This is a genomic window from Micromonospora sp. NPDC048986 (assembly GCF_040649335.1).
GTDB lineage: Bacteria > Actinomycetota > Actinomycetes > Mycobacteriales > Micromonosporaceae > Micromonospora > Micromonospora alfalfae.
This window is the reverse complement of record NZ_JBEZFJ010000002.1, coordinates 502997-525914: the sequence shown is the minus strand read 5'-3', so window position 1 is coordinate 525914 and position 22918 is coordinate 502997. Positions and strand designations below refer to the sequence as shown.

Sequence of the window (22918 nt, the reverse complement as noted above, 5' to 3'; positions counted from 1 at the left end):
ATGCGGGTAGCCGAGGTGGTCGGGCGGGTCCTGTACGGACACGGCGCACGGCACGTCTTCGGGGTGGTCGGCAGTGGCAACTTCCACGTCACGAACGCGCTCGTCGCGGCCGGCGCCCGGTTCGTGGCAGCGGCCCACGAGGGCGGCGCGGCGAGCATGGCCGACGGGTACGCCCGCACCGCCGGAACCGTCGGACTGCTCTCGGTGCACCAGGGCCCAGGCGTCACCAACGCGCTGACCGGCCTCACCGAGGCCGCGAAGAGCCGTACCCCGATCGTGGTCCTGGCCCCGGAGGCGACCGCGCCGCGGTCGAACTTCTTCATCGACCTGCCGGCGCTCGCCGCCGCGGTCGGGGCCGACTTCCACCGGGTACGCGCGACGCACGCGGCCGAGGACACTGGCGCGGCGTACCGGGCCGCCGCCCGGGGCGCGACGGTGGTGCTGGGCCTTCCGTTGGAGGTGCAGCAGGCCGTGACCGAACCGTGGTCCGGCCCGGTCCCCGCGGCCGCGCCGGCCCCGGCAAGAGCCCCGCACGTCGAGCCGTTGCTGGCCGCGCTCCAGGCCGCACGTCGACCGGTCTTCATCGCCGGTCGGGGCGCCCGGTCGGCCCGGGAACCGCTGATCCGGCTCGCCGACGCGTGCGGCGCGCTGCTCGCGGTCTCGGCCGCGGCGAAGGGACTGTTCACCGGCAGCCCGTGGAACCTCGACGTGGCCGGCGGTTTCGCCACCCCGCTGGCCGCCGAGCTGATCGGCGCGGCGGACCTGGTCGTCGCCTGGGGCAGCACGCTGAACATGTGGACCACCCGGCACGGCGAACTGATTCCGCCCGCCGCCGTCGTCGTCCAGGTCGACCGCGACTCGGCCGCGTTCGGAGTGAACCGCCCGGTCGACCTGACAGTGGCCGGCGAGGTGTCAGCGGTCGCCGAAGCGCTGCTCGCCCGGCTGAGCGTCGGCACCACCGGGGCCGGGGACGCCACCACCGGCCTGTGGCGCACGCCGGAGTTGGCACAACGGATCCGCGAGCACGGCCGCTGGCGGGCCGTACCGTACCGGGACGAGAGCGAATCGGCGCGGGCCGGAACCCCGGCGACGATCGACCCGAGGACGCTCTCGACCGCCCTGGACGACCTGCTGCCGGGCGACCGGACGGTGGTGGTCGACTCCGGCAACTTCATGGGCTACCCGTCGATGTGGCTCGACGTGCCGGACGTGGCCGGATTCTGTTTCACCCAGGCGTTCCAGTCGGTCGGGCTCGGTCTGGCCAGTGCGCTCGGTGCGGCGGTCGCCCGACCGGACCGGCTCACCGTCGCCGCGGTCGGCGACGGTGGCTTCGTCATGTCGGCGACCGAACTGGTCACCGCCGTCCGGCTCGCGCTACCCCTGCTCGTGGTGATCTACGACGACGCGGCGTACGGGGCCGAGGTGCACCACTTCGGCCCGGACGGGCACCCGTTGGAGACGGTCACCTTCCCCGAGACCGACCTGGCCGCGATCGCCAGTGGTTACGGCTGTGACGGGTTGACCGTCCGGACCGTCGACGACCTCGAACCGGTACGCGACTGGCTCGCTGGTCCCCGTACCCGGCCGCTGGTGATCGACGCCAAGGTCAGCGCCGCGCGCGGCTCCTGGTGGTTGGAGGAGGCGTTCCGGGGACATTAGGCCACCGCCGTACGTGGGGCAGGCCTGCCCTCGGGCGTCAGCCGGCAACGCCCGGTCAGGTCGGTGACAGCGCGTCATCCCTGACGTACGTTGGCGCTGTGGCGACTCTCTGGACCCTCGGATGCGATGCCGACGATCCCCAGCGGATCGCCGCCTTCTGGGCGTTGGCCCTCGGCTATGTCAAGGAACCCGGTTTCGATGGTCCCGACAACGCGTCCATCGTCGATCCGGACGGTCAGGGCCCTGCCATCAGCTTCCTCAAGGTCCCCGAGGGCAAATCCGCCAAGAACCGTATGCACATCGACGTCCGGGTGGCCGGTCCGGGCTCCGGGGACATGGCCGAGCGCGCCCGGTTGATTCGGCAGCGAGTGCCCCATCTGGTTGCCGCGGGCGCGACCGTGGTCCGCGAGGAGTGGTACGGCGACGTCCTCGGTCACGTCGTCATGCTCGACCCGGAGGGCAACGAGTTCTGCGTCGCCTGATGCCATGATCACTGCCGGTCGGGCGGCGCTGCGGCCGGCCGACCGGGGCAGCACCGGCCTGACCGTTTGCTGGTGGAGCCGGAGGGTAGTGCGAATTCATGACCACGCCTGAGCAGAGTCAGCAGGAGAGAGACCTCGAGACCGGCGCTGTGTATCAGGACGCCGAGGGACGCCGAACGACGGATCCAGGCTCCGGGGCCGCCCACGCCGACAGCGAGGCCGATCGCAACGCGGAGCACCTGAGGCGGGGAGAGGTTGGGCCGCGCGTCCCGGAGGAGTAGCGGGCTGGGGTGCGTGGGAGGCATCTCCGGGTAGCGGGACGGGGCGAGGCAGAACCGCCCAAGGAGGACGAGATGACCGGATAGTCGCGGGTGGCCGCGAGACCAGCGGGCCGAGGCGCCCGCGGCCCTGGTCAGCGCCCAGGTTCTCCCGCCGCCCGGTCCACCAGGGCCTGGGCCACGTCGCGGAGTTTGCGGTTGGAGTCCTGCGAGACCTTCGCCAGGATGTTGAACGCGTCGGTGCCGGTGCACCGGCGCTCAGCCATGATGATGCCCTTCGCCTGCTCGATGACAGCGCGACTGGCCATCGCGTCCTGCATCTGGCGGGCGAGGTTCGCGGTGCTCTCGTAGAGCTGGGCGTTGGCCAGGGCGACGGCGGCGTACGCGGCGAAGGTCTCCAGCACGGCGACCGTGTCGTCGTCGAAGGCGTGGGGGGTGCGGGCGTAGACGTTGAGCGCGCCGACGACCGCCTCCTGGATCGGCATGCCGACCGAGACGGAACTGCCGATTCCAACCTTGCGGCCGCGTTCGGCCCAGTCGGGCCAACGATCCTCGCCGGTGAGGTCAGATACGGCGAGGATGTCGCCGGCGGTGGCGGCGGCCAGACATGGACCGCTTCCCCTCGCGTACTGGCGCTCGTCCATGTCGAGAGCCAGCTCATCGGTGAACGCCGCGGTGTGCCCGGTCCCGCCGCGGACCAGCGTGACAGACACCTCCACAGGCGCTGCCAGCACCCGTTTGGCCAGCTCCGCGACGCGCTGCAGAACGTCGTCGAGGCTGGTCTCACCGAGCTTGATGCGGCCGAGTTCGGCGAAGGCTTCGGCGGGGTCCGTCGGCGAGTGGGTCATGGCACCAGGTCCTCACGGCCGGCGCGCCCGTCGGGACGTGGAAGATCACAATGGCGTGGGCGCGGATGGCAGCCCGCGGACCGCGGACCGCTGCACGGACCCCAACGGGGTGGAGCCGGGACCAACGCCAGGTGTTCGACGTCGATTCGTCACATCCGTTACGCGGATGTGAGCTACAGGCCCGCCAGAGTACCCGGGGCATCAGTCGGCGACGACGAGCGCCTGGGGCGCGGCGGCCTTCATCCGGGTACGAAGCCACTTGAGCTGGATCGCGGTTTCTCCCTCGCAGCGTCGCACGACAGCGAGCAGTTCTTCATCGCGAGCACCGTAGGCGGCCTGGCCGACGACGGTCCAGGTGATGTCGCACTCGGCGGCCATCAGGTAGAGGTCCTGGAGGTCCCGGAGGAGGCCGATGCCGCCGGTGCGGGTGCCGGTGAACAGCTGCGAGTGCAGCCGGTCGGGTTCGTCGGGGGCGTCCTCGGAGTAGCGGACCACGAACGGGTGCAACTGTTCGGCGTGGGCGTCGCAGCGCTTCGCCTGCTGCTGGCAGAGGTGCTCGATGTCCGGTTCCTCAGCGTGCGCGTCGGCGACCTGCCGGAACGCGCCCGCCAGGTTGACCTGCGCGCGGTGCAGTAGACCGAGGTAGTGGGCGAGGTGCACAGCTCACTCCTTCCCGCTGGTGGCCGCGGCTGCCGGCCCACCGACGGTGGGCGGCACGTCAGCGTCCGCTGGTGGTGCGCTGCCGCCGACGGTCGGCGCCGGCGAGGGTACGCCCCGCCCGTCGGCGAGTTTCGTCACCGCGACGGCGGCGACCTTGAAGAGGGGCTGCTTGGACACCGGGTCCCAGGCGGTGATGGTCAGCTCGTTCGCTGCTCGCGGGGTGCGGTCGGCGGGGTCCTGGTCGAAGTACCCGTAGTGGAACGGCAGGAAGACGACGCCGGGGCGGATGCCGCAGAGCCGGGCGCGGGCCTGGATGGCGCCGCGCGCCGAGGAGACGCCGACCAGGTCGCCCTCGATGATGCCGAGCCGGGCCGCGTCGGCGGGGTTGAGCTCCACCCACACGTCCGGTGCCGCCTGGTTGAGCTGTGGGGCACGGCCGGTCTTGGTGCGGGTGTGGAAGTGGTAGACGGTGCGGCCGGTGGTGAGCAGCAGCGGATGCCCGTCGTCGGGCACCTCGGGTGAGGGCTGGTAGTCGACGGTGTGCAGGAACGCCCGGCCGTCCGGTTCCTTGGCCCGGTACTCCGCCTCGGTGAACTCCGCACCGGTGGCCAGATCCTGGCCGTACGTCTCGCAGTAGTCGGGGTCGGTGTGGAACTGTCCGTCGGTGTAGAGGCGCTCCGTGCCGTCGGGGTGCTCGTCAGTGCAGGGCCACTGGATGCCGGAGCCGCCGCGCAGCTTCTCGTAGGTGATGCCGGTGTAGTCACACGGCCGACCCCGCGAACACTCCTTCCACGCCTCGAACACCTCCTCCGGCTCACTCCAGTCGATCAGCGGCTGGCCGTCGCGGTCGCGGAAGTCCATCCGGCGGGCGAAGTCCAGAAAGATGTCCAGGTCCGGACGGGCCTCCCCAGGCGGGTCGACTGCCTTGTCGGAGATGTGCACGGTCCGGTCGACGCTGGTGAACGTGCCGGTCTTCTCGCCCCAGGTGGCGGCGGGCAGCACGACATCGGCCAACTCGGCGGTCTCGGTGAGGAAGAGGTCCTGGACCACCACGAACAACTCCGGCCTGGTCAGGATCTGCCGGATCCGATGCAGCTCCGGCAGCGAGACGGCCGGGTTCGTGGCGGAGATCCAGAGCAGTTTGATCGAGCCCTGCTCGGCGTACCGGAAGATCTGCATGGCATGCGTCGGCGGCGCCCAGTGCGGAATGGTGTCCACGTCCACGTTCCACAGCCGGGCCAACTCCTCGACGTGCCGCTCATTGTCCCAGTTACGCAGGCCGGGCAGGTCGCCGTCGGCGCCGGTCTCCCGGTTGTTCTGGGCGGTGGGCTGGCCGTTCATCTGGTAGATCCCGGCGCCGGGCCGACCGATCATGCCGCGAACCAGGTGCAGGTTGTTGACGGCGCAGGCGGCGGCGGTGGCCTGGTTCGACTGGTAGAAACCCTGCAACACGGTCGACAGCAACCGCTGCGAGGTGCCGAGCAGTTCGGCGGCGCGCTCCACATCGGCGGCCCGCACGTCACAGATGTCAGCGACCCGCGACGGCGGGTAGCCGTCGACGATCCGACGCAGCTCCTGGAAACCCACTGTGTGCGCGTCGACGTAGTCATGGTCGTACCAGCCGCGTCGAAGGATCTCCCGGAGCAGGCCGTTCATCAGGGCCACGTTGGTGCCGTTACGCACCGCCAGGTGCAGATCGGCCTCCCGAGCGACCGGGGTTGCGCGCGGGTCCACCGCCAGCATCGCCGGGGGGTTGGGGCCACGGCGTCGGTCCAGCATCCGCATCCACAGCACCGTCTGCGTCTCGGCGACGTTGTGACCCCACAGCGCGATCGCGTCGCAGTGGTCCACATCGGTGTACGAGCCGGGCTGCCCGTCGGTGCCGAAGCTCGCCTTCATCGACGCCGCCGCGGTGGCGGTGCACAGCCGGGTGTTGCCGTCCATGTGCGGCGTGCCCAGACCGGCCTTACCGATCACAGCAAGCGTGTAGTACTCCTCCAGGAACAGTTGCCCACTGGTGTAGAAGCCGAAGTGCCCCCACCCACCCGGCCCGTCGAGGAGTTCCTTCGACCGGGCCACGATCCGGCCCATCGCCGTGTCCCAGTCTGTCTCGACCAGGCGGCCGCCGTCGCGGACCAGCGGTCGGGTCAATCGGTCCGGGCTGTGGTTGGCCTGCCAGCCGTACAGGTCCTTCGGGTCGACCCGACCCCTGTTGATCCGGTCCACGGCCCGTCCGCGCACCCCGACGATCCGTCCGTCGGCGACCGCGATGTCCAGCGCGTCGCCGTTGGAGTGCAGCACCGACGCCGACTGCACCCACCGGTCCACGTCGGAATCGGTCCGGCCGTCGGCCAGGTACCGATCCACCCGCACCGGCCACTGCTGTTCCGGCCCGTACGGGGTCCGCTCTCCCCACGGGTCGGCGATCCGGTCCACCACGATGTCCTCCTTCCGGGCTCACGATCAGCGTCGTCGCACCCGCTGGGGCGTGCGAGGCCTTCAGCATGTGCCCTACCCGGGGCCGGCGGACCGAACCGGACAGGCAGCACCTTTTCGAGGAGCCGCACGTCGCCGCCGGGATCGAGACTCCGCCGCCGCTCTCGAATGGTGTCAGCGGCGAACGTCGTGGGTAGGGTGTTTCGCGGGTCAAGACATGCGCCCAGGTCCGCCGCCCGCGTCTCGTTGCCGCGGGAGGGTCCGACTCACCGATGCACCAGATCGGGAGGCGTCATGTCGATCCTCGAACAACCCACCCGGCAGCACGCTCAACCCATCCGGCGTCACGCTCAGCCCGCCAAGCCGATCATGACGCTCGACCTGCACAACGACCGGCATGCGCCAATGATCACCGTTTCCGGCGAGGTCGACATGAGCACCGCGCATCTCATCAGCGAGCTGGCCGAACACGTGATCACAGGCCGACCCGCACGTCTGGTGCTCGATCTCTCCGGGGTGACCTTCTTCAGCGCCCACGGCATCAGCGCTCTGCTGCGGACACAGCGCGCGGCCGAGTCTGCCGAGGTCACGTTGGCCCTCCACGCTGCCGCTCCGTGCGTCACCTACCTGCTGGCAGTGACCGGTGCCGGGATGGACCTGGACCTGCCGGCGACAAACGCGAGTCGGTGATCAGGTGTACCCGCCGTTACAGTCGGCCGCGATGCGGTCACCGGCGTCGGCGTGATCTTCGACGGGCTGCTGGTGCCGGGTCATGACGATCCTCGCCGGCCTGCCGCTCGTCTCGGTGGTGGCTACCGCTGCCGGCTGATCGACCCTCTCCGCGCACGTCTCGGTCTCCGCCGTCCCGCCGCGTGACGGCCACGCGCCGCCCGGGACAGGACCCGAGCGGCGCGTCTCCGACAAGGCGGGCGTTGCCTGGTGTGGTACTAGGCGCGCCTGGCCCACTGCTGGTTGGCGCCACCGTGGCAGGCCCAGAGGTGAAGCTGGGTCCCGTTGGCCGTTCCGGATGCGACGGCGTCGAGGCACAGCCCCGACTGGGCGCTGGTGATGGTGCCGTTGGAGTTCAGGTTCCACTGTTGGTTGGCTTGGCCGTTGCAGTCCCAGATGAGGACCGCTGTGCCGTTGCTGCTGCCCGCTCCGCTGGCGTCCAGGCACTTGTTGCCGTAGACGGTCAGGGTGCGGTTGGCGGTGTGGGTCCAACGCTGGTTGGTGCCACCGTGACAGTCCCACAGCTGCGGGCGGGCGCCATTGCTGGTGCTGGAGTTGGGGATGTCGATGCACCGACCGGACTGGCTACCCACGATCAGCACGTTCTGCTGGCCCGGCGGCGGGGTCGTCGGCGGGGGAGTGGTGGGCGGCACGTCCGATCCGAACTGGGTGAAGAACCGCCACACCTCCTGCTTGACCCAGCTCCGCGCGCCGCTCTCGCAGCCGGCGCACCCGTCCACCGGACCCTGTTGGTGGCCGCCGTCGAAGGCTGCCCAGAGCACCGGGTATCCGGGCTGGCAGGAGTACGCGGTGGTGATGTGGGTGCGGCTGCCGGCCGCCGGTTCGGGCGGGTTCTGCGCGGCGCATCCGTTGTTACGGACGAACCTGTCGCGCAGCGATCGTCCGCTGGGGATGTTGTCGTTGATGCCGTGGATGCCCAGGTAGGCCACGGGCTGGGTGCCGCCGCTGCATCCGCTGATAGCGCCCGGTGCGGCGATTGCCGCGACCGCCCGGAACACCGTCGGCCGGGAACACGCCAACGAGTAGCTCATCGCGCCGCCGTAGCTGAACCCGACCGAGAAGCGTTGTGTGGTGTCGACGCAGAGCGCGTTGTCGATCACGCGGATCATGTCGTCGGTGAAGGTGACGTCTTCACCGTTGGAGTTGCCCCAGCCGTTGTTGAGGCCCTGCGGGGCGACGAAGATGGTGCTGTTGTTCGCCTGCGACTGCATGCCGTAGTAGGCCCACGCGGCTCCGTCGGTTCCGCCCGACGCGACCTGACTGGCGGTGCCGCCCAACCAGTGGAACCCGAAGGCCAGCCGGTGGGCGTAGGTGTTGTTGTAGTTGTCCGGCAGCCGAAGGATGAAGCTGCGGCTCTTCCCGCTGCTCTGGATGGTGTGGGTGCCGCTGTTCAGTCCGGGAGCCTTGCCGCAGCCGGCTGTGGTGGCAGCGGCCGCCGGTGTGACGGTCGTGAGGACGTACATTCCGACGGCGATCAGGACCAGCACCGCCATGGCTGCCCCCAGCCAGGGGGCGGAGAGTTTGCGAAGTGGCACGGCGGAGCCTCCTTGTGGGTGGTTGAACATCCGTTGGACCGGTCCTCTCCCCGGGAACCTCGTCGGGCTCAACTCCGGCTCCAGCGTTGGTTGGCCGCGCCGGTGCAGTCCCAGATCTGGACGCGCGTGCCGTTGGCGGTGCCGTTGCCGACCATGTCCAGGCACCGGCCCGAACCAACTCCGGTGATCGAGCCGTCGGCGTTGAGCCGCCACTTCTGGTTGGACTGGCCGTTGCAGTCCCAGATGATCACCGAGCTGCCGTTCGCGGTGCCGGCGCCGTTGACGTCGAGGCACTTGCCGCCGAAGACGCGCAGCTCCTGAGCGGCGGTCGAGGTCCAGCTCTGGTTGCTCTGACCGTGGCAGTCCCAGATGATCGCCGCTGCGCCGTTGGTCTGTGAGGCGCCGTTGACGTCGAGGCACCGTCCGGAGGACGTGCTGCGCAGGGCCGACGTGCCGCTCGGTGGCGGGGTCGTCGGCGGCGGGGTGGTCGGCGGCGTCGTGGGATCGGTGCTACCGAACTGGGTGAAGAACTTCCACACCTCGCCCTTGGTCCAGGTCCTGGCGCCGCTGTCTCCGCCGCCGTCCACCGGGCCGGGGGTGTGCCCGCCGTCGAAGGCGGCCCAGACCACCGGGTAGCCGGAACGGCAGCCGGAGTAGGTGGTGGTGATGTGGGTCAGGCTGCCCGCCCTCGGCTCGGGTGGGTTCTGTGCGGTGCACCCGTTGTTCCGCACGAACGTGTCACGCAGGGACCGCCCGGCGGAGACGTTGAGCACCGGGTCCCCGATGCCGTGGATCCCCATGTACGCGACCGGCTGGTTGCCGCCGCTGCACCCGCTGAGCTGCCCGCCGGAGTAGACAGCGACAGCGCGGAAGACACCCGGCCGGGAACAGGCCAGCGAGTAGCTCATGCCGCCGCCGTAGCTGAAGCCGAGCGCGAAGCGCTGGGTGGTGTCGACGCAGAGGTCCGCTTCGATCAGACTGATCATGTTGTCGACGAAGGTGACGTCCTGGCCGCCGGGGTTGGCCCAGCCGTTGCCGTTGCCCTGGGGGGCGACGAAGATCGTGCTGTTGTTCGCCTGCTGCCGCAGCCCGTAGTAGGACCAGGCCGCACCGTCGGAACCGCCGCCGTCGACGTCGTTGGCGGTGCCACCGTTCCAGTGGAATCCGAAGATCAACCGGTAGGGGTGGTTCCTGTCGTAGTTGTCAGGAATCCTCAGGATGAAGCTACGGTTCTGGCCGTTGCTCTGGATGGACCGTTGGCCGCTGGTCAACGTGGGCGCCTTGCCGCACCCGGCGGTCGCCGCGGCCGCTCCGATGTTCGCGGCCGACGCGGTGGTGTTCAGACCACCGGCCAGCGCCCCCGCGCTCACTGTCACGACGACGGCCGCCGCCGTCGCAAGCAGTCCAAGGATGGGTCTACGTCTTGTCATGAAGGGGCTCCCGCCACTCGGCACGAACTTCTTGAAAGGGGTCCATGGCAACCTGCACGCCGCCACGACGCGCCGCTGCAGGTCACACCCATCGACCACGTTGGCCGCGGACGAACCCGGAAGACGCGATGTGCCGACGGCGCCCCGGCCGGCTGTCGACACAGGTCTGGCACAGGTCTGCGCCACTGGTCTCGCCGCCCACGCAGGACCAGCCGCTTGTCGAATCGACGGTGGCCACACCGTGCGCCCGAACACCACGTGACCGTTCGCCCGACGGTGCCGGAGCACCTGGCTCAGCGTCGAATCGATTCGCTCCGACGCTAGGTCGTGTAGTGAAATATGTCAATGCCGTGTCCGGCGGGTTGCGACCCGGTCGAGCCGGTCAGGCCCTCGTGAGATCTGCCGCCCCGAAGGAGACCGCGAACCGCTTGCACCAGATGGAGACGCTTCGGAAGTCGCCCGGCTTCACCGATGCCGGTAGCTCGTACACCTGGTTGCCCTTGTTGCCCTTGAGCTTCGCCAGCTCGACCCACACGCCGTCGTCGAACACCCGCCAGCCGGCCGGGCCCCGGATGACCGGTTGGTCGGTCAACCACACCCGCAGGTCCGGGCCGTTCGACGTGTTCAGGTCCCGGATGACGAGCTGGTGGCGCCCGTCGGCGAGCCGGTGAACCTCGGCACTGCCTGTCGTCCGGTGCTCATGGGTGACGAACTCGCCGGCGGTCAGGATCTCGTTCGCCGCCGGGATGGCCGCCGAGGTCACGGGGGCCGGCGTCGAGGACTCCGCCGTCGCGGACGCCGGGATCGGGGCGGCCGATGCCGTTCCCGCGCCGGGAATCGCTTCGTCCACGTAGGTGTCGGTGAACAGCTTCCACGGCTGGAACCAGTAGAGGGCCAGCATCGCCACGACGACAGCGGCGGCGAGACCCGTTCGGACCACCGGCGACCGGAACATCCGTTCTCTCACCCCCGCAGCGTACGGCCGCAGCCGTTGTCGAACTGTTCGCGAACCCTTTCCGAACTCTTACGACGCTCACCGCTCGGTATCTGCCAGCGCCCGTCCGCACGGGCAGGGTCCCTGGTCCTCCGGCAACGTCTTCACTGCGTCGGCGAGCAGGAGACGCAGGCGATCGATGTTCCGGGCGAAGACCGTGAACACCTCCTGCTGGGTCACGCCCTGACCGGCCTCGACCCCCGAGTCGAGGTCGGTCACCACTGACAGCGCTGTGTAACACAGCGCCAGTTCGCGGGCCAACACCGCTTCCGGGTGGCCGGTCATGCCGACGACCGACCAGCCCTGCCGGCCGTACCACAACGATTCGGCACGGGTGGAGAATCGGGGCCCTTCGATGACGACCATGGTTCCGCCGTCGACCGGCTGCCAACCGGCCGACTGGGCGGCGTCGAGGACCGTGGCCCGTCCGACCGGACAGTAGGGGTCGGCGAAGGGCACGTGCATCACCTGTGGGGGTTTCCCGTCCGCGCGTGGCTGCCCATCGTGGTAGGTCTGCTCCCGGCCGTTGGTCCGGTCGACCAGTTGGTCCGGTACGACCAGGGTCCCCGGGCCCAGATCCGGTCGCAGGCCGCCCACAGCGCCCGGTGCGAGCACCTGGCGGACGCCGAGTGCGCGTAGTGCCCACAGGTTGGCCCGGTAGTTGATCCGATGTGGGGGAAGGGTGTGTCGACGTCCGTGGCGGGGCAGGAACACCACCGGCCGCCCGGCGACACTACCGACGGACAGCGCGTCACTCGGCGGTCCGTACGGTGTGTCGACGGTGACCTCGGCGACGTCGTCGAGGAACTCGTAGAACCCCGATCCGCCGATCACGGCGACCGGCGCGCCATCGGGTGGGCTGATCTCTCCTGCTGACATGGATGCCCCTCCTGGGCGACGAGTAGGGAACGCGTGGAGCGAATTCACCGACGGCCGGTGCGCCGGTCGAGCGTGCTGGCGACGACCAGGACGACCACGATCGCGGCCCAGAGGACAGCCAGCCCGACAGCGAGCCCCAGCGGGTAGTCGCGGTCCGGTAGGCCCGGGTTCGGAGGCGCCGAGGGTGGTCGCCACAGCAGGGGTACGGCGATCAGCAGCAACGTGGCGCTGGCCATCAGACCGGCGACGATCCAGGCCAGACGTAACCGGTTCGTCACCAGTCGACCCAGCGCCATCCCCACCAGTCCGACCAGCGGCGCCACCAGGACGTCGTGCAGCACCGGACCGCCGATCAGCCACGGCAGGGCGGTGCCGAGCTGGGGCAGGAGCAACCAACAGCCGTACGCGGTGGCCGCGGCGCCGACCACGAGCAGGAGCAGTCTGGCGACTCTCACCGCAGCACCTCCAGCCGGGCCACCCACTTGGTCTGCAGGACCCCCGGCCGGCTCGGCGCGATGAGTCGGCAGGGGTAACCGTGGTCGGGCGACAGTTGCTCGCCGTTGATCCGCAGCGCGAGCAGGGTCAGCGGGTCCCGGGCGTGGGCCGCGGGGAGTGTGCTCGCCGCGTACAGGCCGTCGGTTTCCAGTGAGGTGACTCGAACCGGTCGGCCGGTCGGCGCGCCGGCCCAGCGGAGCAACTGCACGACGGGCACGCCGGTCCAGTGGGCCGAGGCGCTCCAGCCCTCGACACAGGCGATCGGCAGTTCCGCTGTGCGTTGCGGCAGGGCGGCGAGGTCGGCCAGGGACAGGCTGTTCCGCCCGCCCGCCCAGACGATTTCCAGCCGCCAGTCCGGGGGAACGGCGATGTGCGCGGCAGCCGCCGTACGGTTGATCGGTACGCCCTGCGGCCCGGACGCGGAACGCCACGCCAGCGGCGACACCCGACGTAGCCACGGCACTGTGACCCCGGCGGTGGCCAGCACGGCGATGCCGGCGACGCCCGCCGAGGTACGGAGGAACGCCCTTCGCTCGGACGAGCCCCGATCGCCAGGCCCCGGCGTCGCCGCCGGCGCTGCTCCGCTGCGTCGCAGTGGCGTGCTCAGCGCCGCGCGGGCGACCGGGAGCTTCACAGCGACGTGCAGCAGCAGCGCGCCCACCACCAGCCAGGAGACCGCGTAGTGCGCCGTCGGGAAGAAGAACCCCCACGGGTACGACTGGGCGACGTTGAACAGGCCCGTGACCAGTTCGAAGAACGCCGCGCAGACCAGCACCAGGACGGAGATCCGTTCGAGGGCGTGGGCGGACAACCGGATCGGCTGACGAACTGGCGGACGGACAAACAGCCGGGGGTAGACGCTCCACAGCTTGGCCAGCAGCAACGGGATCGCCGCGACACCGGAGAGCACGTGGACGCCCTGGGTGATCCGGTACAGGTTCACCGGTCGGGTCGGCCAGGTGAACCAGCCCGGCGGGTGCTGGATGTAGTGACTGAGCAGTCCGGTGCCGAAACACAGCCCGAACGCCACAGCGAGCCAGAGACCGAGCCGGGCGGTGACCTGTGGTGAGTGCGAGGGCGCGGTGAAGTCCTCGGGTACGGGGACGCGTGGCCGGCGGATCATGGACGCGCCAACTCGGCGAACCAGCGTGGACCGAACCGGAAACGGTCGACGACCCGCAGGCCGGCAGCGGCGGCGGCACCGGGCACCGCCTCGGCTCCGACCCGCGCCCAGCGGAACACCGGCCCGCGCAGTTCCCGATCGCCGGACGACCCGGACACCACGTACGCCTGCCCCTGCCAGAGCCCGGTACCCGGGGGTTCCACCTCGACCAGCAGCGTTCCGTCCGCCGCGATCAGGGTGCCGCACCGGCGCAGCAGGCGGACCGGGTCGCCACCGATGCCGATGTTGCCGTCGATGAGCAGGGCGTGCGCCCACCTCCCCTCGCCGGGAAGGGGTTCGAAGACGTCGCGTCGCAGCGCGATGACCCCGCGGTCCTGGGTCAGACGTACCGCCTCGGCGGAGATGTCCACCCCCAGTGCGACGAGGCCGCGCTGGGCGAGTGCCCTGGTCAGCCGGCCGGGGCCGCAGCCGAGATCGATTGTGGGCCCGGTGCAGCGCGCGGCGACGGACTCGATCGCCGGTTCGGGCGGGCCGTGCCAGCGCCGAACCGGCAACAGGTCACGTCGCCCGTCGGTGTGCACCAGCCAATGGTCGGGTTGGGTCGCGGGCCTCGGGCCGACCGGCGTGGCGTAGGCGTCAGACTCGGCGGACCACCCGCCGAGTCTGCCCAGCACCACGGCGAAACCGTCGAGACTGATCGTCGAAGTCACCGGGGGTGCCCGCTCAGCAGATGGCGGTCCACTGCCGCGACGGCGTGCGCGAACCGGGTGCCGGGCAGGTCGGCCGCTACCGCCAGCGCCGTCGACCAGTCGTCGACATCCCGCTGTACGGGCAGGATCGCCGGTTGCAGGCCGCGCCCGTGCAGCGCGGCGAGGGTGCGGCGCCCGGTGTCGCCGGTCGACATGGGTACGTCGCGTAACGCGCTCGCGTACCTGGGATCGCGTAACCCGAGTGCCCACCAGCCGCCATCCAGCGCCGGTCCGAACACCGCCTGGTGTTCGGCGAGGCGGTCCAGGGCCGTGCTGAGCACCACCGGCCGGATCTGCGGGGTGTCCATGCCGATCTGCAGCACCGGTCGGCCGGGAAATGCCGCAGCGGTGTCGGCGTGGGCGTTCGCGAGACGGTCGGCGAACGTGTCGCCGCGCTGCGCGAGCAGGTGCCAGCCCGCCAACGCGGCGGTGAGTTCCGCGCCGTACTCGGCATCGGCGAACCGACCGGTGTGGGCCAGCACGGGAATGGTCGAGGCGGTGCCGCGCACCGCCGCGAGGGTGTCCAACAGCGACGCCGCCGCGATCCGGGCCGCCTGGATGGGATCGGCGGGCGGGCAGAGGCGTGTCTTGGCCTGCCCGGGGACCGGTGCCTTCGCAACCAGGAGCAGGACGTTCACCGGCCACCACCGGCGGCGTCGGCGCGCAGCACTCCGGCGAAGTCCCGGGTCGCCCGCAGCGTGCCCCGGACCGACCCGGAGACCTTCGAGCTGGTGCCGGCGGCCCGCGGCGCGTACGCGACGTCCAGTTCGAGGATTCGCCAGCCCGCTCCGGCCGCGCGCAGCAGCAACTCCAGGGGGTAGCCGAACGCGCGGTCGTCGACACCGAGTCCGAGCAGCGCCGCCCGGCGGGCGACCCGGATCGGGCTGATGTCGTACACCGGCACGCCGCGACGCCGCAGCAGGGCCGCGACCAGCGCGTTCCCGGCGCGGGCATGCCACGGCCAGGCGTCCGCCGAGACCGGCCGACGTCGCCCGACGGCGAGATCGGCCTGCCCGTCGAGCACCGCCGAGACGAGCCTGGGCAACTCGGCCGGGTCGAACGAGCCGTCCGCGTCGAGCACGCAGACCAGATCCGTCTCCGCCGCCAGCAGGCCGGCGTGCACTGCCGCTCCGTACCCCCGTCGCGGCTCGTGGACGACCCGCGCCCCGTGCTCCGCCGCGACGACCGGCGAACCGTCGGTGGAGCCGTTGTCGACCACGATGGCGCGGTAGCCGGGCGGTAGCCCGCTCAGTACGGCAGGCAGTGCGGCCGCCTCGTCCAGACACGGCAGCACCACGTCGATCGTTGTGTGCATACCGGCGACGCTAGGCCCGCCACCGGCCGTCCGGACCGCTGTTGCTCCTTACGAATCGCTTACACGGCACCGGATCTTACGACTCTCTGACGTCTCACCGTGCGGCAGTCGAATGCCTGGTGGGAGGTCGTATCGTCGGCCGTCACCATGACCATGATGACCCGGCCGGGACGAACCCGGTCCGCCGACCTGATCGTCCTCGGCGTCGAGGTGGCACTGCTCGCCGTCGCCGTCGCCGTCGGCGCCCTGCTCAACCATCAGGGCGTACGACTGCACGCCGACGCGGCGCCGCTCTACGCGAGTTGGCAGCCCCATCTGGGGCCCGGCACCCCCGTCGCGTTTCTCGTCGCGGCGCTGTTCGTCTGGCGGGGCACGCGCTGGGGAACCGACACCCGGTGGCCGCGGCTGCTGGTGGTCGGCTACGTCGCCTCGCTGCTCTGGACGCTGTCGCTGGCTCTGGTGGACGGCTGGTCCGCGGGGTTGACCGAGCGGCTCACCGTGCAGGCCGAGTACCTGCACGAGGTGCCCCGGGTGACGGACGTCGGCACCATGGTGTCCGGCTTCGCCGACCGGATTCTCGACTTCCAGCCCGATTCGTGGTCCACCCACGCTGCCGCTCACCCACCGGGAGCGTTGCTGTTCTTCGTCTGGCTGGAGCGGATCGGCCTGGGCGGTGGGACCGCCGCCGGGCTCGCCTGCGTGCTGCTCGGCGCCACGGTGTCGGTGTCGGTTCCGGTGACGCTGCGGGCACTCGGCGCCGAGGACGCTGCCCGTGCGGTGTGGCCGTTCCTGGTGCTGCTCCCGGGGGCGGTCTGGGTGGGCGCGTCCGCGGACGGGATCTTCGCCGCGGTGGTAGCGGCCGGGTTGGCGCTGCTGGCGGTGGGTGGCCGATCGGGGGCCGTCCTGGGCGGGTTGTTACTCGGTTTCGCGCTCTACCTGTCGTACGGGTTCGTCCTGGTCGGGTTGCTCGCGTTGGCAGTGGTGCTGCTCCGGGCGCGGGACCGCCTCGGCGTGTTCCTGGTCGCGGCGACGGCGGTCGCGGCCGTCGTCGCCGCGTTCACGGTCGCCGGCTTCTGGTGGTTGGACGGCTACCACCTGGTGGCACGTCGGTACTACCAGGGCTGGGCGGCGGAACGCCCGTACGGTTACTGGGTCTGGGCGAATCTCGCCGCCCTGCTGCTCTCGGCCGGCCCGGTGGTCGGGCCGGCGCTGCGGCGGGCGGTGGCCGCCGTGTCGATCCGAGCGCCGCACCCACCGCTCGCGACGGCCGTTCGGCAGCGGATCGCCAGCGCCGGGCCCACCGTGTGGTTGCCCATCGCGGCGACGGTGGCGGTGCTCGCGGCGGACCTGTCCGGGCTCAGCAAGGCGGAGGTCGAGCGGATCTGGCTACCGTTCGCCGTCTGGCTGTTGGTCGCCACCGCGCACCTGCCCCGCTGTCACCGGCGGTGGTGGTTGGCCGTCCAGGCCGCCACGGCTCTGGCCGTCAACCACCTACTGTGGACGGTGTCGTGACCGATGCCGGGTCTCGCATGACCGCTGTGGTGAAGTCGGCGATGCCAGCGGCGAAGCCGACCCGGGCGGTGAAACCAAGCAGCCGGGTGGCGCGCGCCGGATCGGCCACGACATGCCGTACGTCGGCCGCCCGCCCGCCCCCGACCGTGACCGGCGCTGGCCCACCCATCGCCGACGCCAGCTCGTGGGCCAGCTCGCCGACGGTGTGCGGCTCGCCTGAGCAGACGTTGACTGGGGTCAGGGGGTCCGGCGCCGGTGTCGTGAGGGCCAGCAGGTTGGCTGCCGCCACGTCGGTCACGTGCACGAAGTCGCGCCGTTGCCGGCCGTCCTCCAGCACCCGGGGCGCTCGTCCGGCGGCCAGGGCCGACCGGAAGATCGACGCCACCCCCGAATACGGGGTGTCGCGGGGCATTCTCGGACCGTAGACGTTGTGGTAGCGCAGGGCCCAGACCGATCCGCCGGTCTGCCGGGCCCAGGCGCCGGCGAGGTGTTCCTGGGCCAACTTGGTGGCGGCGTACGTGCTGTGCGGCTCCAACGGCGCGTCCTCGGGCACCAGACCGGGGGAGAGCGCCTGTTCGCAGCGAGGGCAGGTCGGCTCGTACCGGCCCTCGGCCAGGTCGACGACCCGGCGGCCGGCGGGCCTGACGATTCCATGGGTGGGACAGTGATAGCGGCCCTCGCCGTAGACCACCATCGAGCTGGCCAGCACCAGTCGGCGTACCCCGGCGGCGTGCATCGCCGCGAGGAGGGTGGCGGTGCCGAGGTCGTTGTGCGCGGCGTACCGGGGGGCGTCGGCCGGGTCGATGCCGTGCCCGACCATGGCTGCCTGATGGCAGACCGCCTCGACCCCGGTCAGTAGCCGGGTCAGCAACTCCGTGTTCCGCACGTCGCCGACCACCAGGTCGTGCCGCTCGGTCCAGGGCGGCGCCGTCGCACTGTGCGCCTCGGGCAGGAGCGCGTCAAGGGCCACCACCTCGTGCCCGTCGTCGGTGAGCAGGTCCGCGACGTGTGAGCCGATGAAGCCGGCCGCACCGGTGACAAGTATCCGCATTCCGGTCACCGTATGACCCCGCGTACGCCGGGGCGGGTTTCCGCACGCAGCCGTAAGAACCTCGCAAGGTTTGCTGGTGCGGGCGGTGGCTGGTGCGTGGCTACGCTGGGCCGATGGACATCTGGGGGAGACGTTGACGGGGCGGAACGGGGAATGCCCGTGACACAGCGCGTGCTGGTGGTCGACGACGATCAGACAGTGAGCGACGTCATTCGTCGTTACCTCGAGAACGACGGCTTCCAGGTGAGCCTCGCGGCGGACGGTGCGGCGGCACTGGCGGCAGTGCAGCGGCAGGCGCCGCACCTGGTGGTGCTCGACCTGATGCTGCCGCTGGTCAATGGTCTGGAGGTGTGCCGGGCGCTGCGGGTACGCCCCGACGGCGTGCCGATCGTCATGCTCACCGCGCGCGGTGACGAGTCCGACCGGATCCTCGGGCTGCAACTCGGTGCGGACGACTACCTGACCAAGCCCTTCTCACCCCGCGAACTGGTGCTGCGGGTCCGTTCGGTGCTCCGTCGCGCCGGAGGTGGGACGCCACCGGAGCGGCCGGAGGCGCTCACCGACGGTGACCTGGTGGTGCACACGGCCTCCCGAACCGCGCGCCTCGCCGGTGCTGATCTGGCCCTGACGTTGCGCGAATTCGACCTGCTCGTCCATCTCATGCGGCATCCGTCCCGGGTCTTCGGCCGGGCCGAACTTCTTGAGCAGGTGTGGGGGTGGAACTTCGGGGACCATTCGACAGTGACAGTGCACGTACGCCGACTGCGGGAGAAGATCGAGGCCAACCCGGCCGATCCGCAGCGGATCGTGACCGTCTGGGGTGTCGGCTACCGCTACGAGCCGGCCCATGCGTGACGTACTCCTGATCTTCGCGATCGCCCTCGGCGCGGCCCTCGGCATCGGTCTCGCCGGCGCTGTGCTGCTCCGCGCGCTCCGACGCAGCTCGATCACCGTGCACCTCAGCGTGCTGCTCACCACCACAGTGGTCGCCGTCGCCGTCGGGGTGATGGCGGTCGCGGAAGCGATGTTCCTCTCCGCGCACGACAGTGAGGTGGTCCTGATCACCGTCGCGGCGGCGGCGGTGGTCAGCCTCGCCGTCGGCGGGCACTTCGGCCGGCGACTGGCCCGCGCCGCGGTGTGGCGTGACCAGGCTCGGGAGCGGGAACGGCAACTGGAGAAGGGACGACGCGACCTGGTCGCCTGGGTCTCCCACGACCTGCGGACCCCGCTCGCCGGGCTGAGGGCGATGGCGGAGGCGCTGGAGGACCGGGTGGTGCGTGATCCGGACACCGTCGACGAGTACCACCGCCGCATCCGACTGGAGACCGACCGGATGACCCGACTCGTCGACGACCTGTTCGAGCTGTCCCGGATCAACGCGGGAGCGTTGCGGTTGTCGTTGACGGCGGTGCCGCTCGGCGAGGTGGTCTCGGACGCGCTGGCCAGCACCATTCCGCTGGCCGACGCTCGCCGGATCAAGCTGATTGCCAGCGAGTCGGGGTGGCCCACTGTCGCCGCGAGTGAACCGGAGCTGGCCCGGGTCGTGGCCAACCTGCTGCTCAACGCGGTCCGCTACACCCCGGCCGACGGCACCGTACGCATCGAAGCCGGCCGGGAGGACGACCACGCCTGGCTGTCGGTCGCCGACACCTGTGGCGGCATCCCTCCGGCCGACCTTCCCCGGCTGTTCGACATCGCGTTCCGTGGTGAACCGGCCCGGACCCCTGGCCCCGGTGACGGTGGGGCGTCCGGAGGGCTCGGCCTGGCCATCGTTCATGGCCTGGTGGAGGCGCACGGCGGTCGGGTCGAGGTGCGCAACACCTCCGACGGTTGCCAGTTCAAGGTCCGGCTGGCGACCGCCTGAGGCGCACCCGGGGCACTGCGCCGGAGGAGGACAGATCAGGATTTAGTCTCCGCTGGACCGGTCCGACGGTGCTGGCTCCCGATGCCACGCCTCGGCGAGGACAGCGTAGGTGTAGCCGTCGACCCAGCCCAGTTCGGCGTGCCAGGAATCACCGACGCCGTGCTGCTCACGACGCATGCCGACCTTTTCGAGGATGCGCACGGAGGCGAGGTTGTCCGCGAAGCAGCCGGCGGTGATTCTGCGAATGCCCAGCCTGTCGAATGCGTGCGCCACCACAGCGGTCACCGCCTCGGTCGCGTACCCATTTCCGCGGTAGGCCGGATCGAAGATGTAGCCGAGCTGGGCCTCGGTCCGTGGTGGCATGCCGGGTTGACCCATGCCGTCGACGACGTCGAGCGAGACGGTTCCGATCACCACGCCGTCGAGCGTGGCCGCCATGCTGTGGTCGTCGGGGTCTGCGGCCGTCCGTCGCCATGCCGCGCGGAAGGATGCGGGGTCGACCTGCGTGCGCAGTAGCCAGTGCGTGACCTGCGGCAGGTTGCGGTACTCCAGGATCCGGTCGACGTCCTCGTCCCGCACTGGGCGAAGCTCGAGGCGTTCAGTGCGTACGGTGGTGTTCTCCATGAGGCGGGACGCTAGTGGACGCACCCCGGCGGGACGCCCCGATATCAGTCCGATGCCCCCGCCGCGTCCTCAGTGGCAGAGGGCGCACGGTTCAATCGACCCGCTGGGCCAGCACCTGCCCCGGCCAGGATCCCACCAGGAAGGTCTCGGTGGGAGTGAACCCCTGGCGCTCGTAGTACGCCACCAACTCGCCGCCACCGCCCGCCCAGCAGTCGACCCGTAGCAATCGCACGCCGGCGCGCCGGGTCTCCTCAACCGCGTGTGCCAGCAGGGTCGACCCGATTTTTCGCCCGGCGAATCGTCGGTCGGAGACCAGGAGGCGCACGAACCGCTCGGGTTCGTCCGCGGGCGCGATCGGTGCCCGGGGGTCGGGCCCGGAATCCAACACCAGGGCCGCGGCGGGCGTCCCGTCCAGTTCCGCGATGAACGGGAGGTTCTCGCTCAGGTACCGGTCGACCTGTTCGGCCCTCTCGGGTTTCTCCGAGAACGGCGTCGTGCCCCACTGCTCGGTGTTGCCGCGGTCGTTCATCCAGACCACCGCGGAGTCGAGCATGTCCAGTACGGCGGGTGCGTCGGCCGGACCACCGCGTCTGATGCGTACGCCGCCGGTGGTGTCGTCCATGAGCGAATGGTAATCCGCGAACTGGACCCTCGTGAGAGGAGACGTCACCCGTCGTGGCCGCCGCCCCCGGGTCCGAACTCTCCGTCGGCCAGGGTCCGATTCATCGCCGCCAGTAGGCGTTCCAGGGTTCGACGGTCGCTGTCGGTCAGGCCGCGCAGGATTGCCGCCTCGTTGGCCAGATGCTGCTCGATGAGCCGGTCGGTCAACACCACGCCGGTCGGCGTCAGCCCGACCACCCTGGCGCGCGCGTCGGCCGCGGAGACCGAGCGCGACACGAGGCCACGGGCGATCATTCGGTCCACCCGCTTGGTCACGGCTCCGGTGGTCACGAGCATTCGTTGGCTCAGCTGGCCCGCAGTGAGCGTGTAGGGCTCGCCCTCGCGACGCAGCGCCGCGAGCACGTCGAAGTCACCGTTGCCGAGGTCCGCAGCGGCGAACGGCGGCCGCAGGGCTTCATCGAGCACGGCGGCCAGTTGTTGGATGCGACCGATGATCAGCAGCGGGGTGGGGTCGAGGTCGGGTCGCTCGCGACCCCACTGCCCAACGATGTCGGCGATCCGGTCTCCAGCCACTGTTGCACCTTACCTTCCAGGGAAGATAAGTTGTCTTCCGTGGAAGATAACTCCCTTCGAACGTCAGCTCCGGTGGTCACGGCGTACGTGGATCCGTCCTGCCCGTTCGCCTGGATCACCTCCCGCTGGCTCATGGAGGTGGCGAAGATGCGGCCGCTCACTCTGCGGTTCGAGGTGATGAGCCTCGCGGTGATCAACGAGCATCGTGACCTGGAGCCCTGGTACCGCGAATTCAACGACCGGGCGTGGGGCCCGGCCAGGGTGTGCGTGGCGGCAGCGGCGCAACACGGCTCCGCCGCCCTCGCACGGCTGTACCCGGCGCTCGGCCGCCGGATCCACGACGGCGGCGACAAGGACTTCGACACAGTCGTCCCGCTGGCCCTGGCCGAGGCCGGCCTCCCCGCCGACCTGGCCGCCGCCGCCTCGCGCAGCGACCTCGATCCACAGCTGCGGGCCAGCACCGCCCGTGCGCAGCAACTGGTGGGCGAGGACCTCGGCACCCCGACGGTCGTCGTCGACGACGTGGCCTTCTTCGGGCCCGTGCTGAGCTCCATCCCTCGTGGCGAGGAGGCCGTCCGCGTCTTCGACGGCGCTCGCCTGCTCGCCGGCTGCCGGGCCTTCTCCGAGCTCAAACGCGCCCGGTCCGACGGCCTCACCTTCGCGTAGCTCCACCACCACCGCCGCTGGGGAGCTGGTTACCCCCGCACTGGTCGACCCAGGTCTGTCGATGCTTCGTCACCGGGTGTTCGGCGTCGCGTCGACTCGAATCGATAGTGTCCGTTGGCCGGCCACCGCCGGCGGTCCAGGCGGAGGGAGGACGATGCGCAGCACAACGGACTGGTCGACCCGCGCCCTGGGCGCTCTCGCGGGTGTGTGGCGGGTCATCGAACTCGCCGACGGGCAGGTCAGCGATCGACCAACCACCATCGAGCCCGAAGCGATGATCGCCGCCCTACTCGGCCCGCCACGCCCCTAGCGTGCGCACCGCTGTCGACGAGACAGCGGCCAGTTCGGGCTGCGCCGGCAGAAACACCGTGGGT

At 70.7% G+C, this 22918-nt stretch carries 24 protein-coding genes; 8 read left to right on the top strand and 16 right to left on the bottom strand.

The genetic code is table 11. The features are described from left to right. Positions 1 to 1659, top strand: coding sequence for a thiamine pyrophosphate-dependent enzyme (locus tag AB0B94_RS07440; RefSeq protein WP_357269653.1), 1659 nt, complete (start codon positions 1 to 3; stop codon positions 1657 to 1659). A 98-nt stretch (positions 1660 to 1757) separates the two neighbouring features. Beyond that, a complete protein-coding gene (locus AB0B94_RS07435; RefSeq protein ID WP_357269650.1) occupies positions 1758 to 2141 on the top strand; it encodes a VOC family protein in 384 nt (127 codons plus the stop codon). A 412-nt stretch (positions 2142 to 2553) separates the two neighbouring features. Here AB0B94_RS07435 and AB0B94_RS07430 read toward each other — a convergent pair whose 3' ends face one another. The 3 genes from AB0B94_RS07430 to AB0B94_RS07420 form a co-directional block, all read right to left on the bottom strand. Continuing rightward, the gene (locus tag AB0B94_RS07430) at positions 2554 to 3267 is read right to left on the bottom strand and encodes a GAF and ANTAR domain-containing protein (protein ID WP_357269647.1); all 714 of its coding nucleotides are present in this window, start codon (positions 3265 to 3267) and stop codon (positions 2554 to 2556) included. Between the two features lie 201 nt (positions 3268 to 3468). Continuing rightward, entirely contained in the window at positions 3469 to 3927 is a 459-nt protein-coding gene (locus tag AB0B94_RS07425) for a hypothetical protein (protein WP_357269644.1), read from the bottom strand. A gap of 3 nt (positions 3928 to 3930) precedes the next feature. Then, entirely contained in the window at positions 3931 to 6366 is a 2436-nt protein-coding gene (locus AB0B94_RS07420) for a nitrate reductase (RefSeq protein ID WP_357269641.1), read from the bottom strand. Positions 6367 to 6657: 291 nt separating this feature from the next. On the opposite strand from AB0B94_RS07420, the gene AB0B94_RS07415 reads away from it, so the two are divergent. After that, positions 6658 to 7053 carry an STAS domain-containing protein gene (locus AB0B94_RS07415; protein ID WP_357269638.1) on the top strand — a complete coding sequence of 132 codons (396 nt, stop codon included), beginning with the start codon at positions 6658 to 6660 and terminating at the stop codon, positions 7051 to 7053. Positions 7054 to 7310: 257 nt separating this feature from the next. On the opposite strand, the gene AB0B94_RS07410 is transcribed toward AB0B94_RS07415, so the two are convergent. From AB0B94_RS07410 to AB0B94_RS07370, 9 genes are all read right to left on the bottom strand, one after another. After that, on the bottom strand, positions 7311 to 8648 hold the full coding sequence (locus tag AB0B94_RS07410; RefSeq protein WP_357269636.1) for an RICIN domain-containing protein: 1338 nt from the start codon (positions 8646 to 8648) through the stop codon (positions 7311 to 7313). Between the two features lie 68 nt (positions 8649 to 8716). Beyond that, complete coding sequence (locus tag AB0B94_RS07405; RefSeq protein ID WP_357269633.1) at positions 8717 to 10078, bottom strand: ricin-type beta-trefoil lectin domain protein; 1362 nt, start codon at positions 10076 to 10078, stop codon at positions 8717 to 8719. Positions 10079 to 10460: 382 nt separating this feature from the next. Next, positions 10461 to 10979 (bottom strand): DM13 domain-containing protein, encoded by a 519-nt coding sequence (locus AB0B94_RS07400; protein ID WP_357269916.1) that lies wholly within the window; start codon positions 10977 to 10979, stop codon positions 10461 to 10463. Positions 10980 to 11111: 132 nt separating this feature from the next. Further along, positions 11112 to 11936 carry an S-methyl-5'-thioadenosine phosphorylase gene (locus AB0B94_RS07395; protein WP_357269913.1) on the bottom strand — a complete coding sequence of 275 codons (825 nt, stop codon included), beginning with the start codon at positions 11934 to 11936 and terminating at the stop codon, positions 11112 to 11114. A gap of 59 nt (positions 11937 to 11995) precedes the next feature. Next, positions 11996 to 12406 carry a hypothetical protein gene (locus AB0B94_RS07390; protein ID WP_357269630.1) on the bottom strand — a complete coding sequence of 137 codons (411 nt, stop codon included), beginning with the start codon at positions 12404 to 12406 and terminating at the stop codon, positions 11996 to 11998. After that, positions 12403 to 13569 carry a molybdopterin-dependent oxidoreductase gene (locus AB0B94_RS07385; RefSeq protein WP_357269627.1) on the bottom strand — a complete coding sequence of 389 codons (1167 nt, stop codon included), beginning with the start codon at positions 13567 to 13569 and terminating at the stop codon, positions 12403 to 12405. Before AB0B94_RS07385 ends, AB0B94_RS07390 begins: the two co-directional genes overlap by 4 nt. Further along, positions 13566 to 14153, bottom strand: a complete 588-nt coding sequence (locus AB0B94_RS07380; RefSeq protein WP_357269910.1) for a class I SAM-dependent methyltransferase — start codon at positions 14151 to 14153, stop codon at positions 13566 to 13568. Before AB0B94_RS07380 ends, AB0B94_RS07385 begins: the two co-directional genes overlap by 4 nt. A 122-nt stretch (positions 14154 to 14275) precedes the next feature. After that, complete coding sequence (locus AB0B94_RS07375; RefSeq protein WP_357269624.1) at positions 14276 to 14956, bottom strand: DUF2064 domain-containing protein; 681 nt, start codon at positions 14954 to 14956, stop codon at positions 14276 to 14278. Beyond that, the gene (locus tag AB0B94_RS07370) at positions 14953 to 15633 is read right to left on the bottom strand and encodes a glycosyltransferase family 2 protein (protein ID WP_357269621.1); all 681 of its coding nucleotides are present in this window, start codon (positions 15631 to 15633) and stop codon (positions 14953 to 14955) included. Before AB0B94_RS07370 ends, AB0B94_RS07375 begins: the two co-directional genes overlap by 4 nt. A 147-nt stretch (positions 15634 to 15780) precedes the next feature. Here AB0B94_RS07370 and AB0B94_RS07365 point away from each other — a divergent pair, with 147 nt between their 5' ends. Continuing rightward, complete coding sequence (locus tag AB0B94_RS07365; RefSeq protein WP_357269618.1) at positions 15781 to 17145, top strand: hypothetical protein; 1365 nt, start codon at positions 15781 to 15783, stop codon at positions 17143 to 17145. Here AB0B94_RS07365 and AB0B94_RS07360 read toward each other — a convergent pair. Beyond that, the gene (locus AB0B94_RS07360; protein WP_357269615.1) at positions 17117 to 18196 is read right to left on the bottom strand and encodes an NAD-dependent epimerase/dehydratase family protein; all 1080 of its coding nucleotides are present in this window, start codon (positions 18194 to 18196) and stop codon (positions 17117 to 17119) included. The genes AB0B94_RS07365 and AB0B94_RS07360 overlap by 29 nt on opposite strands. A gap of 159 nt (positions 18197 to 18355) precedes the next feature. Here AB0B94_RS07360 and AB0B94_RS07355 point away from each other — a divergent pair, with 159 nt between their 5' ends. Both AB0B94_RS07355 and AB0B94_RS07350 read left to right on the top strand, forming a co-directional pair. Further along, positions 18356 to 19051 carry a response regulator transcription factor gene (locus tag AB0B94_RS07355; RefSeq protein WP_357269612.1) on the top strand — a complete coding sequence of 232 codons (696 nt, stop codon included), beginning with the start codon at positions 18356 to 18358 and terminating at the stop codon, positions 19049 to 19051. After that, a complete protein-coding gene (locus tag AB0B94_RS07350; protein WP_357269608.1) occupies positions 19044 to 20060 on the top strand; it encodes an ATP-binding protein in 1017 nt (338 codons plus the stop codon). The genes AB0B94_RS07355 and AB0B94_RS07350 overlap by 8 nt, the downstream gene beginning before the upstream one ends. Before the next feature lie 42 nt (positions 20061 to 20102). Here the strand turns inward: AB0B94_RS07350 and AB0B94_RS07345 are convergent, their stop codons facing one another. The 3 genes from AB0B94_RS07345 to AB0B94_RS07335 form a co-directional block, all read right to left on the bottom strand. After that, positions 20103 to 20684, bottom strand: a complete 582-nt coding sequence (locus AB0B94_RS07345) for a GNAT family protein (RefSeq protein WP_357269605.1) — start codon at positions 20682 to 20684, stop codon at positions 20103 to 20105. 91 nt (positions 20685 to 20775) lie between these two features. Next, positions 20776 to 21306, bottom strand: coding sequence for a GNAT family N-acetyltransferase (locus AB0B94_RS07340; RefSeq protein ID WP_357269602.1), 531 nt, complete (start codon positions 21304 to 21306; stop codon positions 20776 to 20778). A gap of 44 nt (positions 21307 to 21350) precedes the next feature. Then, the gene (locus AB0B94_RS07335; protein WP_357269599.1) at positions 21351 to 21878 is read right to left on the bottom strand and encodes a MarR family transcriptional regulator; all 528 of its coding nucleotides are present in this window, start codon (positions 21876 to 21878) and stop codon (positions 21351 to 21353) included. A 39-nt stretch (positions 21879 to 21917) separates the two neighbouring features. Between AB0B94_RS07335 and AB0B94_RS07330 the strand changes: the two genes are divergently transcribed. After that, positions 21918 to 22544 (top strand): disulfide bond formation protein DsbA, encoded by a 627-nt coding sequence (locus tag AB0B94_RS07330; protein WP_357269596.1) that lies wholly within the window; start codon positions 21918 to 21920, stop codon positions 22542 to 22544. 154 nt (positions 22545 to 22698) lie between these two features. Continuing rightward, positions 22699 to 22854: a hypothetical protein gene (locus tag AB0B94_RS07325; protein ID WP_357269593.1), complete on the top strand. Its 156-nt coding sequence runs from the start codon at positions 22699 to 22701 to the stop codon at positions 22852 to 22854. Positions 22855 to 22918: the final 64 nt, after the last annotated feature.

Coding starts and splice junctions, on each gene's coding strand:
- AB0B94_RS07360 (WP_357269615.1), bottom strand. CDS start 18,196: ATGCGGATACTTGTCACCGGTGCGGCCGGCTTCATCGGCTCACACGTC.
- AB0B94_RS07415 (WP_357269638.1), top strand. CDS start 6,658: ATGTCGATCCTCGAACAACCCACCCGGCAGCACGCTCAACCCATCCGG.
- AB0B94_RS07350 (WP_357269608.1), top strand. CDS start 19,044: ATGCGTGACGTACTCCTGATCTTCGCGATCGCCCTCGGCGCGGCCCTC.
- AB0B94_RS07340 (WP_357269602.1), bottom strand. CDS start 21,306: ATGGACGACACCACCGGCGGCGTACGCATCAGACGCGGTGGTCCGGCC.
- AB0B94_RS07365 (WP_357269618.1), top strand. CDS start 15,781: ATGACCATGATGACCCGGCCGGGACGAACCCGGTCCGCCGACCTGATC.
- AB0B94_RS07325 (WP_357269593.1), top strand. CDS start 22,699: ATGCGCAGCACAACGGACTGGTCGACCCGCGCCCTGGGCGCTCTCGCG.
- AB0B94_RS07385 (WP_357269627.1), bottom strand. CDS start 13,569: ATGATCCGCCGGCCACGCGTCCCCGTACCCGAGGACTTCACCGCGCCC.
- AB0B94_RS07345 (WP_357269605.1), bottom strand. CDS start 20,684: ATGGAGAACACCACCGTACGCACTGAACGCCTCGAGCTTCGCCCAGTG.
- AB0B94_RS07430 (WP_357269647.1), bottom strand. CDS start 3,267: ATGACCCACTCGCCGACGGACCCCGCCGAAGCCTTCGCCGAACTCGGC.
- AB0B94_RS07405 (WP_357269633.1), bottom strand. CDS start 10,078: ATGACAAGACGTAGACCCATCCTTGGACTGCTTGCGACGGCGGCGGCC.
- AB0B94_RS07370 (WP_357269621.1), bottom strand. CDS start 15,633: ATGCACACAACGATCGACGTGGTGCTGCCGTGTCTGGACGAGGCGGCC.
- AB0B94_RS07440 (WP_357269653.1), top strand. CDS start 1: ATGCGGGTAGCCGAGGTGGTCGGGCGGGTCCTGTACGGACACGGCGCA.
- AB0B94_RS07400 (WP_357269916.1), bottom strand. CDS start 10,979: ATGCTGGCCCTCTACTGGTTCCAGCCGTGGAAGCTGTTCACCGACACC.